General features: G+C 65.7%; 17 protein-coding genes. 4 read left to right on the top strand and 13 right to left on the bottom strand.

Annotated elements, in window-relative coordinates; all coding sequences use genetic code 11:
- Positions 1-10: 10 nt before the first annotated feature.
- From egtA to B4393_RS27465, 12 genes are all read right to left on the bottom strand, one after another.
- Positions 11-1,288 carry an ergothioneine biosynthesis glutamate--cysteine ligase EgtA gene (gene egtA / locus B4393_RS13650; protein WP_044544030.1) on the bottom strand — a complete coding sequence of 426 codons (1,278 nt, stop codon included), beginning with the start codon at positions 1,286-1,288 and terminating at the stop codon, positions 11-13.
- A 118-nt stretch (positions 1,289-1,406) separates the two neighbouring features.
- Positions 1,407-2,729: an MFS transporter gene (locus B4393_RS13645; RefSeq protein WP_109551471.1), complete on the bottom strand. Its 1,323-nt coding sequence runs from the start codon at positions 2,727-2,729 to the stop codon at positions 1,407-1,409.
- A gap of 55 nt (positions 2,730-2,784) precedes the next feature.
- The gene (locus B4393_RS13640) at positions 2,785-3,699 is read right to left on the bottom strand and encodes a haloalkane dehalogenase (RefSeq protein ID WP_044544029.1); all 915 of its coding nucleotides are present in this window, start codon (positions 3,697-3,699) and stop codon (positions 2,785-2,787) included.
- 144 nt (positions 3,700-3,843) lie between these two features.
- Positions 3,844-4,482: a TetR/AcrR family transcriptional regulator gene (locus B4393_RS13635; RefSeq protein ID WP_044544028.1), complete on the bottom strand. Its 639-nt coding sequence runs from the start codon at positions 4,480-4,482 to the stop codon at positions 3,844-3,846.
- A gap of 120 nt (positions 4,483-4,602) precedes the next feature.
- A complete protein-coding gene (locus tag B4393_RS13630) occupies positions 4,603-5,115 on the bottom strand; it encodes a DoxX family protein (protein ID WP_050019267.1) in 513 nt (170 codons plus the stop codon).
- 160 nt (positions 5,116-5,275) lie between these two features.
- Positions 5,276-5,509: a zf-HC2 domain-containing protein gene (locus tag B4393_RS13625; protein WP_225323817.1), complete on the bottom strand. Its 234-nt coding sequence runs from the start codon at positions 5,507-5,509 to the stop codon at positions 5,276-5,278.
- On the bottom strand, positions 5,506-6,147 hold the full coding sequence (locus B4393_RS13620; protein ID WP_044544027.1) for an RNA polymerase sigma factor: 642 nt from the start codon (positions 6,145-6,147) through the stop codon (positions 5,506-5,508). The genes B4393_RS13625 and B4393_RS13620 overlap by 4 nt, the downstream gene beginning before the upstream one ends.
- 20 nt (positions 6,148-6,167) lie before the next feature.
- The gene (locus B4393_RS13615) at positions 6,168-6,914 is read right to left on the bottom strand and encodes a flavodoxin family protein (RefSeq protein ID WP_044544411.1); all 747 of its coding nucleotides are present in this window, start codon (positions 6,912-6,914) and stop codon (positions 6,168-6,170) included.
- On the bottom strand, positions 6,877-7,374 hold the full coding sequence (locus B4393_RS13610) for a YkgB family protein (protein ID WP_044544026.1): 498 nt from the start codon (positions 7,372-7,374) through the stop codon (positions 6,877-6,879). The genes B4393_RS13615 and B4393_RS13610 overlap by 38 nt, the downstream gene beginning before the upstream one ends.
- Positions 7,375-7,784: 410 nt before the next feature.
- A complete protein-coding gene (locus B4393_RS13605) occupies positions 7,785-8,504 on the bottom strand; it encodes a creatininase family protein (protein ID WP_044544025.1) in 720 nt (239 codons plus the stop codon).
- On the bottom strand, positions 8,501-9,703 hold the full coding sequence (locus B4393_RS13600; protein ID WP_044544410.1) for a hypothetical protein: 1,203 nt from the start codon (positions 9,701-9,703) through the stop codon (positions 8,501-8,503). Before B4393_RS13600 ends, B4393_RS13605 begins: the two co-directional genes overlap by 4 nt.
- 22 nt (positions 9,704-9,725) lie before the next feature.
- Entirely contained in the window at positions 9,726-9,914 is a 189-nt protein-coding gene (locus tag B4393_RS27465; protein WP_162484155.1) for a hypothetical protein, read from the bottom strand.
- On the opposite strand from B4393_RS27465, the gene B4393_RS13595 reads away from it, so the two are divergent.
- From B4393_RS13595 to B4393_RS27810, 4 genes are all read left to right on the top strand, one after another.
- Positions 9,871-10,212, top strand: coding sequence for an SCO3933 family regulatory protein (locus B4393_RS13595; RefSeq protein WP_044544024.1), 342 nt, complete (start codon positions 9,871-9,873; stop codon positions 10,210-10,212). The genes B4393_RS27465 and B4393_RS13595 overlap by 44 nt on opposite strands.
- Positions 10,213-10,314: 102 nt before the next feature.
- Positions 10,315-11,715 carry an FtsK/SpoIIIE domain-containing protein gene (locus tag B4393_RS13590; RefSeq protein ID WP_044544023.1) on the top strand — a complete coding sequence of 467 codons (1,401 nt, stop codon included), beginning with the start codon at positions 10,315-10,317 and terminating at the stop codon, positions 11,713-11,715.
- On the top strand, positions 11,712-13,325 hold the full coding sequence (locus B4393_RS13585) for a replication initiator (protein ID WP_044544022.1): 1,614 nt from the start codon (positions 11,712-11,714) through the stop codon (positions 13,323-13,325). The genes B4393_RS13590 and B4393_RS13585 overlap by 4 nt, the downstream gene beginning before the upstream one ends.
- Positions 13,325-13,609: a hypothetical protein gene (locus B4393_RS27810; protein ID WP_078280936.1), complete on the top strand. Its 285-nt coding sequence runs from the start codon at positions 13,325-13,327 to the stop codon at positions 13,607-13,609. The genes B4393_RS13585 and B4393_RS27810 overlap by 1 nt, the downstream gene beginning before the upstream one ends.
- Here B4393_RS27810 and B4393_RS13575 read toward each other — a convergent pair.
- Positions 13,531-14,970 carry a recombinase family protein gene (locus tag B4393_RS13575; protein WP_078280937.1) on the bottom strand — a complete coding sequence of 480 codons (1,440 nt, stop codon included), beginning with the start codon at positions 14,968-14,970 and terminating at the stop codon, positions 13,531-13,533. The two genes, B4393_RS27810 and B4393_RS13575, sit on opposite strands and share 79 nt — an antisense overlap.
- Positions 14,971-14,979 lie beyond the last annotated feature (9 nt).

Genomic DNA, 14,979 nt, shown 5'->3' with positions numbered 1-14,979 from the left:
GGTTGGAGAGTCACCATCCTTCGTGCGCCAGCTCAGCGACCGTGGCTGTGATGCCACGCTCCATCACCCGGTCGGTCAGGTCGTGGGCCGGACAACGGCCGCGCTCGACGTTGCGGATCAACCTGCTCATCGCATCTTCGAGTTCAGCGGGTACTCGTTCGGCGGCAATGGCCACGCACCGCTCGGCGGCCGCGCGCAGCCGCCGGTCAGCTAGGCCGATCCGGGCGGCGGTCTCCCAGCCCGCGGCGACCGGTTCGACGGCCTCGGCCGCGGCCTCGGCGGCAACCGGGTCGTCGAGCAGAGTCACCAGCGTGAACACCACGGCCGGCCAGAGCACGTCGGGAACGCTGTCGAGGTAGCGGATCTCGAGTCGGCCGCGGGGGCGCACCGGCGGAAACAGAGTGGTCAGGTGGTAGTCGAGGTCGGCGGTGTTGGGGCGACGCCCGCCCAGCAGCACCCGGCCGTCGGCCCAATCGGCGAAAGATACACGCCGCCGCACCGCGACGGCGTCGGGGGCGTGTACCAGCATCACCGGGGCATTGAGCGCGTAGCGCGCCCAGGAGCTGGCCGGATCCTCGCAGTCGGCCTGCTGGATGGGTCCGCAACGTGCGGAGCCGAGGCGGCCCCACACCTGTTGCCGGGTCGACACCCAGCCGGAGAACTTCCCGCGCAATAACGGCGAGTTGGCGGTGATCGCGATCATCGTCGGACCCAACGCGTGTGCCAGCCGTAGTCGTGCCGCCCACCTGGCCTGCGGTCCCGCGTCGAGGTTGATTTGGATGGATGCCGTCGATGTCATCATCGCCGCACCAGCGGCAGCGGTATTGCCGGCGACGAAGAATCGTTCCATGGCGCGGTAGCGTGCGCCCGGATTGACGCGCTCGGGTTCGCGTAGCGGGTCGGTGCCCAACAACACCAGACCCAGCCCGGCATTGCCGAAAGCCGATCGAAGCACCGCCTGGTCGGTTGCCATCGCGCCTACGGCAGGAAGTACGCCCTCGGCGGGTGGCCCGGACAGCTCGACCGCGCCACCAGGTTCCACGCTGAACGCGCTGCCGCCCGGTAGCGGGGGAAGCGCGTCGAGAACGTCAGTGATCTCTTCCCAGCCCGGTCGGCGGGCGGGGGCACCCGGGTCGAAGCAGTGCGCCTCGACCTCCAGACCGACCCGCCCCGACCGGCCATCGGTGAAACACCCGCGAGTGATGTAGTGCGCCGCCGCCGCCGAATCGGCCAGCTCGGTAACGGGCAGGCGGTCCTGATCCAGCTGGGGTGCAACAGAATGTGTCATAGCGGCTTTCCCTCGAGGTCCCAACCACCGCTGTGCGCCACCGGCAGTGCGTCCGGTTGCTCGGGCGCACCCTGGTTGCGGCTCACCAGGCTGCGCTGAAAGCTCCGAGATATTCGACTCAATTCGGCCCCCGGCGTTCGCCGTCATGGTTGACGTTGTCCGCAGGGAATGCGTCTGCCGCGTCGAAAGCGTCGGTGAATCGGATCGCGATCGCAACCAGCGTCATCATGACCGGGACGGTGACCAGCGCCACGGACAGCCCGGCCCGCTGGGCCAGTTGGCCGATCAACGGTGGACCAATGAGATAGCCGACCCAGCCGATGGCGGCGACCAAGGCAATTGCGGTTCCCGCGTCGCTCGGGGAGTATGCGGCCGTCATCGCAGCGGGCACCAGCAGCGCCACTCCCGCGCCTAAAGCCGCAAACCCCACAAAAGTCGCCGTAAGATCGGCGGTTACCAGTGTTACGCACAGACCCCCGGCGGCGAACAGCGCCAATGTCGGCAGCAGCCGGCGGATGGATATGCGCCTGTACAGCCGGCGGCCACCCAACCGCGTCACGGCCATCACCAAAGTGAATGGCACGTAGCTGAGCGCGGCCACGGCAGGCGCCGCGCCGACGACGCGGCCAAGATACTCGCCCGACCAGTCGGATGCGGATCCTTCACACAGAAAAGACGCGAACGCGACGGCCGACAAGATCATTACGGTCGGACTTCTCCAGATCCGCGGAGGCCGTTCGGTTCGCTTACCGGCGGTGGGTGCCGGGTCGCTGGGCAAGCCGCGGGAAAGCGGCAGGACTACGACAATGACCATGGCGCCGATGACGGTCAGCTGGGCAGCCAGGTCCACGTCCGCGCTCACGCAGGCCGCGCCGATCAAAGACCCCAGCAACACGGCGACGCTGCGCACCCCGTGGAAGCGACACATGATCGGGCTCGCAGCGAGACGCTCAACCGCAGCGGCTTGAACGTTCATCGCGACGTCCAGTCCGCCTAAAAAGAAACCCACACACGTCAGCGCCAGAAAAAGCTCCATCTCGGACCTGGCAAGACCCAGAAGGGGCCCGGACGCCGCGTAGCCGGCCACCGTGACCGGGACCAGACGGTGACTTCCCCAGCGTGGCAACACCCAGACGCACAGCGTCGTCGCCAGCAAAGCACCCAAAGGAGCACCCAGCAGAGCATCGCCCAGCTCGCCGTCGGAAAGTCCCAAGTCGCCTTTAACGTGAGAGATGTGGGCCACCCACGACGAAAACACCAGAGCATGAGCCGCGAATACGGCGAAGACACCAATTTGCGCGCGATTGGTCGACTCCGCGACTCCCAGCTGCCGCGACAACGTTGCCGGCAAGCCCTGCCTTTTCTGCGGTTCAGCGATCGGCGAAGCTCGCTGCTTGTCTGGCGTTTGCAGCTGCCCGTCGTCGCCTGCGTTGCGATACATCACCAGATGACCGACCGCCCAGTACGCGCACGAGGGATTTCGCTTCTGTCGGGCTTCATCGCGACGTAGCAGCGATGAAAGTGGCTACCGCGGAGGCGAGTTCACGGCCGTTGTCCTCCTGGAGGAAGTGTCCAGCCCCGGTTATCGTGACGGGTTCGTAGGCGTGCGCACCGGGAATCAACGAACGCAGCACCCCGTCGGCGCCACCGGTGATGGGATCTTGGTCGGAGAATGCGCACAGAAACGGCTTGTCGTAGCGTCCCAGCGCGTCCCATGCTGCCCGATTCGCCGCGGCGGCAGCGTCGTCCGGGCTGGTCGGCACCAGCATCGGGAATTGCCGGGCGCCGGCCTTGTAGGTGTCATCAGGAAACGGGGCGTCATAGGCGGCGATCTCGTCGTGTGTGAGCGCTGTCGAGCAGCCGCCACTGACGATCTTGCCGACGTCGAAGTTGGGCGTCTCCTGACTGTATTTCTGCCAAGCAAGGAAAGCCTTGCCGAGACGTCGGTCTCCCGTAGGCAAGAACGTGTTGGCGGCAACGACGCGGGCAAAGCGATCGGGATCTTCACCCACTAGGCGCAACCCGATCAGCCCACCCCAGTCTTGGCAAACCAGGGTGATATCGGTGAGTCCGATCGCCTCGATGGCAGCGCGGGTCCAGTCGACGTGAGCCTGGTAGGTGTAGTCGTCCCGACTGGCCGGCTTGTCGCTGCGGCCGAAGCCGACCAAGTCGATCGCCACTGCGCGCAAACCTGCGCTGGTAATCACCGGAATCATCTTGCGGTAAAGGAATGACCACGACGGCTCACCGTGCAGCAGCAGTACCGGCGGCGCGTCGGCAGGTCCCTCGTCGACGTAGTGCACTCGCAGGATGGTGTTGCCATCGCCGCTGGCCACATCGATGTAGTGGGGCTGGAACGGATAGTCCGGAAGGTCAGCGAAACACTGGTCAGGCGTGCGAAGAATCTGCAAAGCTGCTCCGTCCGTATGGGTGCTCAGATGACGCGCATCATCACCATGCCCGAACGTTATTGTACTGTCAAGTACAGTTTGCTGCTGGGAATGCAGGTCAGCGTGCGGCGGCTGTCGGCCGGAGTCGTCCGGCATGAACCGCGGTCAGCTTGGCGGCACGGTGCGACGGCGAATGTTGTCCACCGCCGCGTTCAAAGTGTCGCGCAGCGTCGTGAGGTCCCCGTTGATCCGTGCCAGTAACATGCCGCCCTGCAGGGCGGCGATCAGGCTGGCTGCCAGCCGGTCCGGGTTCTCCCGTCGGCCCAATTCGCCGCGAGCACGCATCGTGCGTAGGCCCTCGGCGAGCGGTTGCTCCCACCGGCGGAACGCCGCGGCTAGGGCTGGGCGAAACGCCGGGTCATTCTTCAACTCCGCAGCGGTCGAACCGAGGGGACAGGCGAACGGGCCACCGGGTTGCCGGTGCAGGCTGACCACCTCACGTGCCCAGCGCTCAATGCCCTTCATGGAGTCGACGTGAGCTAGGCCCGGTTGGGCTGCCAGCACTCGCTCCAGTTGGCGTTCGACCACCGCCGCGACCAATTCCGATTTGTCGCTGAAGTAGTGGTAGAGCTGCGATTTGCCGGTGCCCGACGCGGCCAGGATGTCGTCGACAGAGGTTCCGGAGACGCCGTTCTGGTACATGAGCGTGGCCGCCACGTCGATGATGGCTGCCCGGGTGCGTTGGCCCCGCTCGGTGGTCGCCACCGTCGCGCGCGGCGGCGCGGGTTCGGGATCGGTGGCCATGACCTCTACGGTAAGCGAGCGACGAGCGGCGGCCGTTGCGCCACCCCGGTTTCGTATCGCGCCCGGCGCGGTCGCCTGCGCAGCATGTTCTCCGGGCCGCAGATCGAACTACACCGGCGGTCAGTCCGCAGTACGCGGCGCGCATCGGTTAACCAGCTCGTCCAGGCCGGCCTTGCCGGATCCAACGCATGTCAGCCACGTCAGCAGGCCCACCAGGAGCCACTCCGGTGCATAAAACAAGTTGCTCAGGAAATCCCACCAACCCGGGTGCTTGTGCGCGAGGTCCGGGCCGATGTCCGTGATCAACGCGCCGACCATGTCCCCGGCCAGCACCAGTGACACGACGCGGGTGCCGAGGCCCAACATCAATGCCGCACCGCCAACCAATTCCACCACCGCGGTGAGGGGAGCGAGAAATCCCGCTGCGGGGATGCCCAAGTTGGCGAACATCTGCGTGAACGTCGTGAGATCGCCGAGCTTGCCGATGGCACCGCTGAAGAACATGAAGCCGATGGTGAGTCGCAGCACCAGATTCGGCAACCAGCCGAGGGTGTTCAGCACGTCGGAGACACGACGGTACGCCGGCCGGAATCCGGCGGTAATGGAGACGCCATGGATCACGATATGCCTCATTGGCCTGTTCCTCCCTCGCGACGACTTCTGCGTCGATGCCTAGTGGTGTCGGCGGGTGGCGTAGGCGTTACAAGCAGCCGACGTGGTCATCGACACTCATTGGGCGCGCACAGATCGGTTCGCCAGACCGGATGTCGTCACGTTGTGCTCGAACGGGCTGTCAGCGCCAGTCTTTGAAGGCGTCGAGCAACTGCGCGCGGAACTCCGGCGCCAGCTCGACCTCACGGATCCGGCCGACCCTGCCGATGGTGACCCGAAACTGCTGCAGGTAGTTGTCGCACCCGTCGCAGTCGAGCAGGTGCTCGTCGAACCGAGCCCGCGTTTCGAGATCGAGTGACCCGTCGAGATAGGCGGTGATCATCTCGACGAGTTCGTTGCAGTCCAGTGGCTTCACGACGCTTCCCTCAGATAATCTTCGAGGGTCTGCCGAATCACCGCACGGCCGCGATGCAGCAGCACCCGCTGGTTGGCAGCGCTGATATCGAGTAGTGCACACACCTCGTCGGAATCGAGACCAAGCATGTCGCGCAGCGTCACCACGATGCGCTGGCGCTCGGGCAGGGTATCGAGGCCACTCTGAGCGATGGCGGTGAGTTCGCTGCCCAGAGCCGAGCCTTCGGGAGTGTCCGGGAAAGGCGTCGGCGTCTCTGTCGCCTTCCAGTGCCCGGCCAACTCGCCGCCGGCAGCACGGAATCGCTCGGGGTCGACCGTGCCGCCCGTGAATGCCTTGATCTGAGTGTCAACGTGCCTGCGCTCGTTGAGACCCCTGGACTTGGCAATGTTGACCAGAACCGTGAAAAGCCAGGTACGCAAGGATGACCGTCCCTCGAACTTTTCCAAGCCCTTGAGGAGCGCGATCCACGTCTCCTGCACGACGTCCTCGGCATGCTCTCGACTCGGCACGTACCCACGCGCCACCCGCAGCATTGCCGGTGTGTGCCAGTCGACCAGACGGGCGAAGGCGCCCTCGTCGCCCGCACGAAGCGCGGCGATCAAGGTGCCCTCGTCTTCCGAAGCCGTCGTTGCGATCATGGTCGCTTAACGACGGTACTCTATCGGTACTCTGGGTTCGCGAAGTCGAATCGGCTCCCCGCCTCCCACCCGCGTCGGTCGTTGCCGTGGGCGGGCACGCCGCCCTCGTCGCGCAGCATTCGCGCGAAGTGCAGCAGATTCCATGTCATGAACGTCGTATTCCTGTTGGTGAAATCATTGTCCGGACCGCCGGAACCGGGGTCGAGGTATGAGGGTCCCGGTCCGGCTTCTCCGATCCATCCGGCGTCAGCCTGCGGTGGGATCGTGTAACCAATGTGCTGGAGGGTGTACAGAACGTTCTGCGCACAGTGCTTCACTCCGTCCTCATTGCCAGTGATGAGGCAACCGCCGACCCGGCCGTAGTACAGGGATTGACCGGCGTCATTGAGTAGGTGCGAACCGCCGTACAGACGTTCGTGAACCTTCTTCATGATAGAACTGTTGTCGCCCAGCCAGATTGGCCCTGCGAGCACGAGGATATGTGCGGCAAGCACCTTCTCGAAGATGCTCGGCCATTCATCTACCGACCACCCGTGGTCTCGCATGTCGGGCCAAACCCCAACTGCGATGTCGTGATCGATGGCCCGCACGACATCCACGGCCACACCATGTTTGGCCATGATGCCCGCCGATGCGTCGACGAGCCCCTGAGTGTTGCTGACCCCCGGCGTCCGCGTGAGAGTGCAGTTGATGAACAATGCCCGTAGTCCGATGAAGTCCAGCGTTGGGTCAGACACGGTCACGAACTTTCGCGCTGCTGAGTGCATCGCCCAGCGTCCACAACGCAATCCCCAGCAGAGCGACATCCTTGATCAAGAACTGACCGGTCATGCTCAACCACGGGAAGCCGCCTTCTGCGGACTCCATGGCTCCGGGGGTCGTGAACAGGAAGCTGATCGTGGCCGTAAAGAGGCCGATCGAAACGATGCTACCGACGGCGGAGACCTTCGGTAGCCAGGGCTTCACCACCAGTAGAACCGCGGCCGTGACCTCGACGACACCGAGTAACGATGAGAATGTCGTCACCGAGAAGAACTCGTACAACCAACTCATGAAGGGACTGTTGGCGACGAGCGGCTCGATCCCTTGCGCCTCGTAGGCGGTGAATTTCAGAACGCCTATCCACCCGATCACGAGCGCTAGTCCGTAGCGAGCGACCGCGCTTCCGATGCGGGTGAGGGTTGCGTCGAGTGACGTCCTATCGACGGTGTCATTGTTTGCGGGCATATTGCGCCCTCCTCAGCTGTTCGAGGGCCGACGGTGCGTCGACCAGTTACCGGAAGATGAGTGCCACGGGGCGAGCCGAGCGTTACAGCGTTATTGGGGGTGTGACTCGATACCAGTAAAGAAATTCCTCACGCGCGAGGTTGGGGACTGTGTTCGGCAGCGTGCGGGCGGGTGGGCCGACGCGGGGTCGCGGTGAAGGTGCTGGCCGCGGAGCGATAGGCGCAAGCGTCGTTGGCCTGGTGGCAGCTGGCACGAACGCTGCGGGTGTATTCACTGGCTGGTGGCACTGGTGCTCGGCGGCGGACGCAGGGCGCAGTGGAGCGACCGGCGCGGACGGGAGCGCCAGCGGACGGAAGCGAAGGGAGCGCAGCGCAGCCCGGAGGTAGCCGCCGAGTTGTCTGTTCTGCTGGTCAACGTGTGGTGAGCAGCCCGATCAGGGTGTCGGCGTTGCGGCCGAGGTGGGCGAGGACACTGCTGCCTTTGGCGACGCTGGCCTGGGATGGGGAGCCGATGACGCCGGTGGGCGTGTAGGCGTGGATGCCGAGGCTGGTCAGGTAGCGGCGGTCGTTGGCGGTGTGGTCGCTGGTCTGCCATCCCTCGCGCAGGTAGTCGGCGTGGGCGGCGAGCAGGATGGAGGTTTCCAGTTCGCCGGCGTGCATGTCGTCGTGGTTGCTGCTGTGGATTCCGGCGGCGGCGCGGGCTTCGGCCCAGTCTTCGCGGCTGGGGTAGAGCCCAACCTTGACGGGGTTCTTGGGGTGGTTGGCTTGTTGGACGACGTTGGTCAGCACGGCGTTGCCGCCGTGGCCGTTGACGACGATCAGCCCGGCGATGTTCTGGCGTGCCAGCGATTCGATGATGTCAGCGACGATCGCGGCCAGGGTGGTGGCGCTGATGCTGATGGTGCCGGGGTAGGCCGCGTGTTCATGCGAGCAGCCGAATGTGACTGGTGGTAGCTGAAATACGCTGTGGTGCTGATTGATTGATGATGCGATGGCACTGGCGATGAGGGTGTCGGTGCCCAGCGGCAGGTAGGGGCCGTGCTGTTCGAATGAGCCGACCGGCAGCACCGCGACGGGGCGGGCGGTTGCGGGGTCTGTGCTGGTGCTGTCGGGAATGACTCGACGGCTCACGGGAGGACTCCTTGGGTGGCGTTTTTGATGCGGCCGGCGAGCTGTTGCAGGATCGAGTCTTTGTTTCGTCGCCGGCGCTCCCGCACGATGGTGCCTGCCTGGGCCAGATGACGTCTGGCTCGCTGGGAAGGCGCGGCCAGGTAGCCCGGGATCGCCGTGCCGGTCAGTGCGAGTGCTTTTTGGTATTCGCCGGTGGCGATCCAGGCGTGCAGGAGTCGCATGTCGGCCACGGTCTGGTCGCGATGCTGTTGTGATGTCCAGGCGTGATGGTGCCCGGCGAGCAGCGCTACTGCTTTGTCGGGGTCACCGATGCGTAGGTAGCCGGAGGCGATTTCGCTGGCGACGTAGGCGCCGTGGGCGTAGATCGCATGATCGTGCGGGTGGGGTTGCAGGTCACCGAGTTCGAGGGCTGCGGCGGCGTGGCGGTGAAAGGCCCGCTCATTCTTGTTGGCCAGCTCAGCGAGGGCCTGTTGGCGGGCGATGCTGGCGGCCAGACGGCCCACGTCGTGGCCGTCGATGAGTTCGGCGGCATCAGCGGCCAACGCGGCGGCCAGGTCGGGGTTGGTGCGGGTGAGAATGTTGGATTGGCGCATCAAGATCATGGCGTTGAATGCCGGGCCGGCCGTACGCAGGTGCAAGGCGGCGGTGTGGGTGAGTCGTTCCGCGGCGGCGTGATCTCCGACATCTTGGGCGATCCACCCGGCGACCTCGGCGGTAGTCCCGGCAGCATGCCGCATTTCCGCTTTGACCTGTGATGGCGCGTGGACGATCAAGGATTCGATGGTGAGCAGATCAGATTCCACCAGCGGGCGGGCGTGCTGGGGGCCGAAGGTGTGCTCAGCTCGGATGTGGGCATGTTGCTGGGCGGCGATGACGGCCACTACGTCACGGTCGACGGGCACTTGCAGCAGCAGCGGGTGCGGCAGGTCGGTGGTGATCGGCACGCTGAAGATCTCGTCGGGTTCGACGCCGAACACCGCGGCGAGGTCTTCGCGCCACATCGGGCCGAGCATTCCGGTCCGCTCGATCTGGGCGATTTTCTGCCGCAGGGACTCCTGGGTGGGCAGGTCGGCATCCCCGCGTAGCGTGCGGACGTTTTCGACCTCGATCGCCAACTCGCGCAGGCTGTAGCCGTAGCGCTTGCGGGCCGCGCTGAGCCGCTGCGCGTTGAGTGCGCGGATCGGGTCGGCTGCGGCCATGACTTCGATCATGCCGCATATATCAGCGCAGGTCAGCAACCTGTGCGCGTTTGCGGTCATCACTGCTATCACTGCCTATCACTTCCTGGCGCATCGCGGGATGGCGCTTCCTTGTCTGGCGGGTGAACACACCCGCGGGAAAACAAACGAGGAAGGACAGCACCGGCATGAAACTGAGAATCGACACGAGCGGCGTGACGTTCTTGTGCACGCGGGTTCCTGAGCAGCGCACCAATTTCGACACCGGGGCACCACGCGTCGACAAGGCCACCGGGCAAGCGCTGTGGCAGGTGCAGTTGATCGCCCTGGACGCCACCGGCGGCGAAGTGCTGGCGGTCACCGTGGTCGGTGAACCGAAAGTCACTGTCGGCCAGCCGGTGGCGGTAGCGGGTCTGGTGGCGTTGCCGTGGTCGCAAGACGGCCGCTCGGGCATCGCGTATCGCGCCGAATCCATCACCGCCACCGACCCCGCCACGGCGACCGTCAAGACGGGCCAGCAGGCCCGGTAACCGGATGCCGGCCCGGCAGTTGCGCACACCAGCGCGTCGGGGCTGCCGGGCTGGCACCCCCACTCCTTCCCTTTTTTCCGTCGTCAGTGAAAGCAGGCCGTCATGTCGAATACCCCAAACAATAAGCCCCACAACAACAATCCATCACCCGATGATGACTGGATCGGTGAGCTGATCGTGGCGGCAGTCAAAGCCGCCGGACAGCTACTGTGGTGGGCGATCCTGTTTCCCGTCCTGAGCGTCCCGGTCATCGTGGCGCTCTGGGTCACCGTCAGCCACGGGGCGCGGGCCGGCGTGTTGACCGCCATCGCGGAGATCGCGGCATATGTCGGCTGGTCGGTATGCGAGCCGTCATCGTTTAGCCGGTGGGTGACCAACCCGCTGCGGCAGCGGTTCTGGGCGTGGTGGCGGTATCACCGCAACTGGGCATCGGTGTGCGCCCTGCACGGGCTGACCGCCAAACTGGGTGAGCGCACGCTGGTGCCCGCCGTGGAGTCGGTGCGGATCGGCCGCCACGCCGACGTACTGTGCTTGCGCGTGGTGACCGGCCAGTCGATTGCTGACTGGCAAAAACGCGCCCCCGCGCTGGCGGCGACCTGGGGTGCGCAGCGGTTGACGATCCGCGCCACGGCGCCGGGGCAGCTGCGGATCATCATCGGCCGCGGTGATGTGCTCGGCCAGCCGATCGCGGTACCGATGCCAACCCCGGCCACTGAGGTCGATCTGGGCGCGGTGCGGGTCGGGGTCACCGAATCACGGCGCTGGTGGACGTTGCCGGTGCTCGGGCAGCACCTGCTGGTTGCCGGTGCCACCGGAGCGGGCAAGGGTTCGGTGCTGTGGTCGCTGATCGCCGGGCTGGCACCCCAAGTGAAAACCGGGCGGGTGCGGCTGTGGGTGATCGACCCCAAAGGCGGCATGGAACTCGGCGCCGGCGCACCGCTGTTCACCCGGTTCTGCTATCACACGGGGCAACCCACCGTGGAGCTGCTGCGGCAGCTGGTGGAGCTGATGCACGCACGCGCCGCCCGGCTGCGCGGGCACACCCGACTGCACAACCCCACTGTCGGCGAGCCGCTGTATGTGGTGATCATCGACGAGATTGCCGCGCTGACCGCCTATGTCAGCGACCGCAAACTGCGTGCCGAGATCGAACACCTACTCGGGCTGCTGTTATCGCAGGGGCGGGCGGTCGGGATTTCGGTGGTGGCCGCGGTGCAAGACCCGGCCAAAGACACCCTGCCGGTGCGCCAACTGTTCACCGTGCGCATCGGGCTGCGCATGACCGAAGCCACCCAGACCGCGATGGTGCTCGGACAAGGAGCCCGCGATGCCGGCGCCGAATGCGACCTGATCGCCGATGCCACCCCGGGGATCGGCTACGTGATGATCGACGGCACCGCCGACCCGGCACGGGTCCGGGCCTTTCACGTCACCGACCGCGACATCAGCGTTTTGGCCCGTACTTTTCGGGTACCGCGCCCCGGCGAACATGGAAATCGGTGAACAGCTTGACGACGCCGGGCCCGGTGATCGTGCTGCCGGGCCTGCCCACCACTATCGATGCGGATGCGGTGATCAGCCAGATGTGCCGCCGCGCCTCCTCACCCGGTTTCGGGTCGTGGTGGCGGCGGGTGGAATCGGTCGGCTACTGCGCCCACCCGATCCAGCTGGTCGGCGCCGACACGGCCGGGCGCCAACATGCGGTGTGGACGCGCTGCAACAACCGTCGCGCCACCGTCTGCCCGTCGTGTGCAGATTTGTATGCCCGCGACACCTGGCAGCTGGTACACGCCGGCGCCGCCGGCGGCCACCACGACGTACCTGCTGAGGTTGCCGATCGTCCGCAGGTGTTCGCCACGCTCACCGCACCCGGCTACGGGGCCGTGCACAACGCTACCGGAACCACCTGCCACGCACGCACACCACGCGTCACGACACAGCACTGCCGACACGGAAACCCGCTGCACTGCAACACGAGTCATGCCGTTGATGATCCCGTCGTGGGTCAGCCACTGTGCGCGGACTGCTATGACTATCTCGGGCATGTGCTGTTCACGTGGCATCTGCCCGAACTGTGGCGGCGCTTAACCATCGCACTACGACGCGCCATCACCGCGCATCTGAAAGCCATTGGCTTTTCTACGGATTCGGTGCGGGTTAGTTTTGTCAAGGTGGTGGAGTTGCAAGTGCGTGCCATCCCGCACATTCACGCACTGATCCGCCTCGACCCACCCGGTGATCGGCCCACCGCGTCAGGTGATCACATCAGTGACGGCCCCGCCGCCCCTCGGGGTGGTGGGGAGCCCCGTTCCAGAGTCGGCCAGGATGCGGGCTGGTCGTCACCGATCACCGCCACCGAGCTGACCGCTCTGATTCACCAAGCCGCCGATCGCGTCCGCATCGAGATACCCGCCGGCGGCGATGACCCCCGCCGGGACGGCGTGCGCACGCTGCGGTTCGGCACCCAAATCGACATTCAAGCATTGGCATCCGAAACAGGCACGGCTGCACACGATCCCACCGTACCGGGAACAGTAACAGGCGCATCGTCGCGGCTTTCACCGCGCCGGGTCGCCGCCTATTTAGCGAAATACGTCACCAAATCGTTGCACGACTTCGGGATCACCGCGCGACGCCTGTCCGCCGAAGCGATCACCGGCTTGGATGTCAGTGAGCATGTGCGGGCCATCTTGGCCACCATCGCCGAGCTGGCCGAACACGGTAGTGGCGCGGTGGCGGGGATCGGGCGCTGGCTGCACACCCTCGGGTATCGCGGGCACATCACCACCAAATCCCGGCACTTCTCCACCACCTTGGGCGCCCTGCGGACCGCCCGCGCCACCTGGACCCGCCAGCAAGTAACGAAAGACGCAACGCAACGAAACGGAACTTCAAACGGCGGCGCGGTGACCGGCCCCGACCAGCGGCCTTACGCGGCGCTCGACTCCGATGAGGTGTTCTGGGAGTTCGACTACGCTGGACACGCCAGCGCCGGCGACCGGGTGCTGGTCGTCTCCGCAGCCCTGCGTCACATCGCTGCCCGCATCGCTGGTATCACCGAATCCCGCTGCGCCACTGGGATAATCCCGCCCATGCTGCCGGGTGCCGGATAATGACCAGCACACCCGGTGACGCGACGGGAGACGCCGCTAGCAGTAGTGACTCCGGCGTGCTGCCCCTTCATGAGCGGCCCGAGTTCATCGCGTGGCTGACCGCATCGTGTGAACGCCACGACGTGCCGGTCACCGTGACCGACCCGACCGTCATCGCCCGGATCGCCACGCTCCTTGGGGCCGATCGCCCGCCGACGTCGTCGGGTCAGACCCGCCACACCGGGGCCACCCGGTCGATGTCCAGGCGGCGCGCACCCGGTGTGCCCGGTGCAATCACGGCGTGATCCAACACCGCTTTGACGATCGCCTGCTGGCGACCCAAATCCATTCCGTCCCAGTCGGTGCGCAACACCCCGCCGGTCCCGGCCAACTCGAACACCGCCGTCGTGTCAGTCGCCGCAGCAATATCTCGGCGTGCCGTCGTGATGCGTTCGGTGATCGGATCACGCGCCGCAATCCACTCCCGCGCCGTGATCGCCCCATCGGCATACAAGCCGGCCAACTCATCAAGACGTTCCTGATCGGCATCGACCTGGGCGGCCAACGCGGAAACATCAGCATCAGCGGTGGCTTTGCCGGCCAACACGTCGGCCAACTGCGGTGAATCCAGCCGCGCCAGCACCGCCTCAGCCAGCAGTTCCTCGACCGGGGCGGCGACCACCGTCAACCGGCCACACCCACCATGATCCGGCCCCTTCAAACACACATAGCGGCGTATCCGATTCTGCGGATTGCTGTGCCGAGCTTGGGAATACAGTCGGTTGCCGCAGCGTCCGCAGCGCAACATCCCCGACAACAGGTAGGTGCGGGCGGTGCGGGTCTTGGTCACCGAGCGTGCCGCCATCCGCGCCAATACCCGATCCCGCTGCACTGGAGTGATGATCGCCGGCCACACCGCCTGACCGATCACTTCTCCGCGATGCTCGCGCAACCCGGCGATACGGCCCGAGGACAACACTTGGCGCACCGCGGTGGTCTGCCACGATGCCGCCACGCTCGGCGCGACCTGGGACTCGTTGAGCCAGATCGTCAACGACCGCAGCGATTGGCCCGCCAGATACCGGTCCACCATCTCACGGACCACTGCGGCCTCTGATTCGCGCACGGTGATCTTGTCGGCCTCATACCCGAACGGGCGTGCTGAACCGTGTGGCAACCCGGCCTGGGCGTTCTGCAACATTTTGCGGCGGATACGGGCCGACTTGCGGCCGGACTCCTTGGCGGCGAACGCCGCGAAAATGCGGGCCATGAACAGCCCGTCATCATTACCCAAGTCGATGTCGGCGGTCACCGTCGCCACATCGCGCACACCGACCGACTCGCACAGCGTGACGAACTCCTCCAGCTCCACCGGACGCCGATGCAGCCGATCCAAGTTGTAGACGATCACCGCATCACGATCACCTGATGCCAGATCAGCCAGCATCCGGGCGTACTGGCGTCGCGGCTTGCCGGAAAACGCCGACACATCGTTGTCGACGTACTCGGCCCCGACCGGCCAACCCCGATCCGCGGCGAGCTTGCGGCAATCCTCCAACTGCCGCGCCACCCCCAACCCCGTGCCCTCCACATCCGAGGAAATCCGGGCATAAATCGCCGCCGACCCCACCCCAACACGCTGACCAGCAGATTTCCTCACAGACATGAGGGTAGT

This window comes from Mycobacteroides franklinii (genome assembly GCF_002013895.1).
GTDB lineage: Bacteria > Actinomycetota > Actinomycetes > Mycobacteriales > Mycobacteriaceae > Mycobacterium > Mycobacterium franklinii.
The sequence above is the reverse complement of the archived record's forward strand: the minus strand, read 5'-3'. Positions and strand labels throughout refer to the sequence as shown.

Coding starts and splice junctions, on each gene's coding strand:
- B4393_RS13590 (WP_044544023.1), top strand. CDS start 10,315: ATGTCGAATACCCCAAACAATAAGCCCCACAACAACAATCCATCACCC.
- B4393_RS13600 (WP_044544410.1), bottom strand. CDS start 9,703: ATGGCCGCAGCCGACCCGATCCGCGCACTCAACGCGCAGCGGCTCAGC.
- B4393_RS13575 (WP_078280937.1), bottom strand. CDS start 14,970: ATGTCTGTGAGGAAATCTGCTGGTCAGCGTGTTGGGGTGGGGTCGGCG.
- B4393_RS13630 (WP_050019267.1), bottom strand. CDS start 5,115: ATGAGGCATATCGTGATCCATGGCGTCTCCATTACCGCCGGATTCCGG.
- B4393_RS13610 (WP_044544026.1), bottom strand. CDS start 7,374: ATGCCCGCAAACAATGACACCGTCGATAGGACGTCACTCGACGCAACC.
- B4393_RS13615 (WP_044544411.1), bottom strand. CDS start 6,914: ATGCACTCAGCAGCGCGAAAGTTCGTGACCGTGTCTGACCCAACGCTG.
- B4393_RS27810 (WP_078280936.1), top strand. CDS start 13,325: ATGACCAGCACACCCGGTGACGCGACGGGAGACGCCGCTAGCAGTAGT.
- egtA (WP_044544030.1), bottom strand. CDS start 1,288: ATGACACATTCTGTTGCACCCCAGCTGGATCAGGACCGCCTGCCCGTT.
- B4393_RS13620 (WP_044544027.1), bottom strand. CDS start 6,147: ATGATCGCAACGACGGCTTCGGAAGACGAGGGCACCTTGATCGCCGCG.
- B4393_RS13645 (WP_109551471.1), bottom strand. CDS start 2,729: ATGTATCGCAACGCAGGCGACGACGGGCAGCTGCAAACGCCAGACAAG.
- B4393_RS13635 (WP_044544028.1), bottom strand. CDS start 4,482: ATGGCCACCGATCCCGAACCCGCGCCGCCGCGCGCGACGGTGGCGACC.
- B4393_RS13595 (WP_044544024.1), top strand. CDS start 9,871: ATGAAACTGAGAATCGACACGAGCGGCGTGACGTTCTTGTGCACGCGG.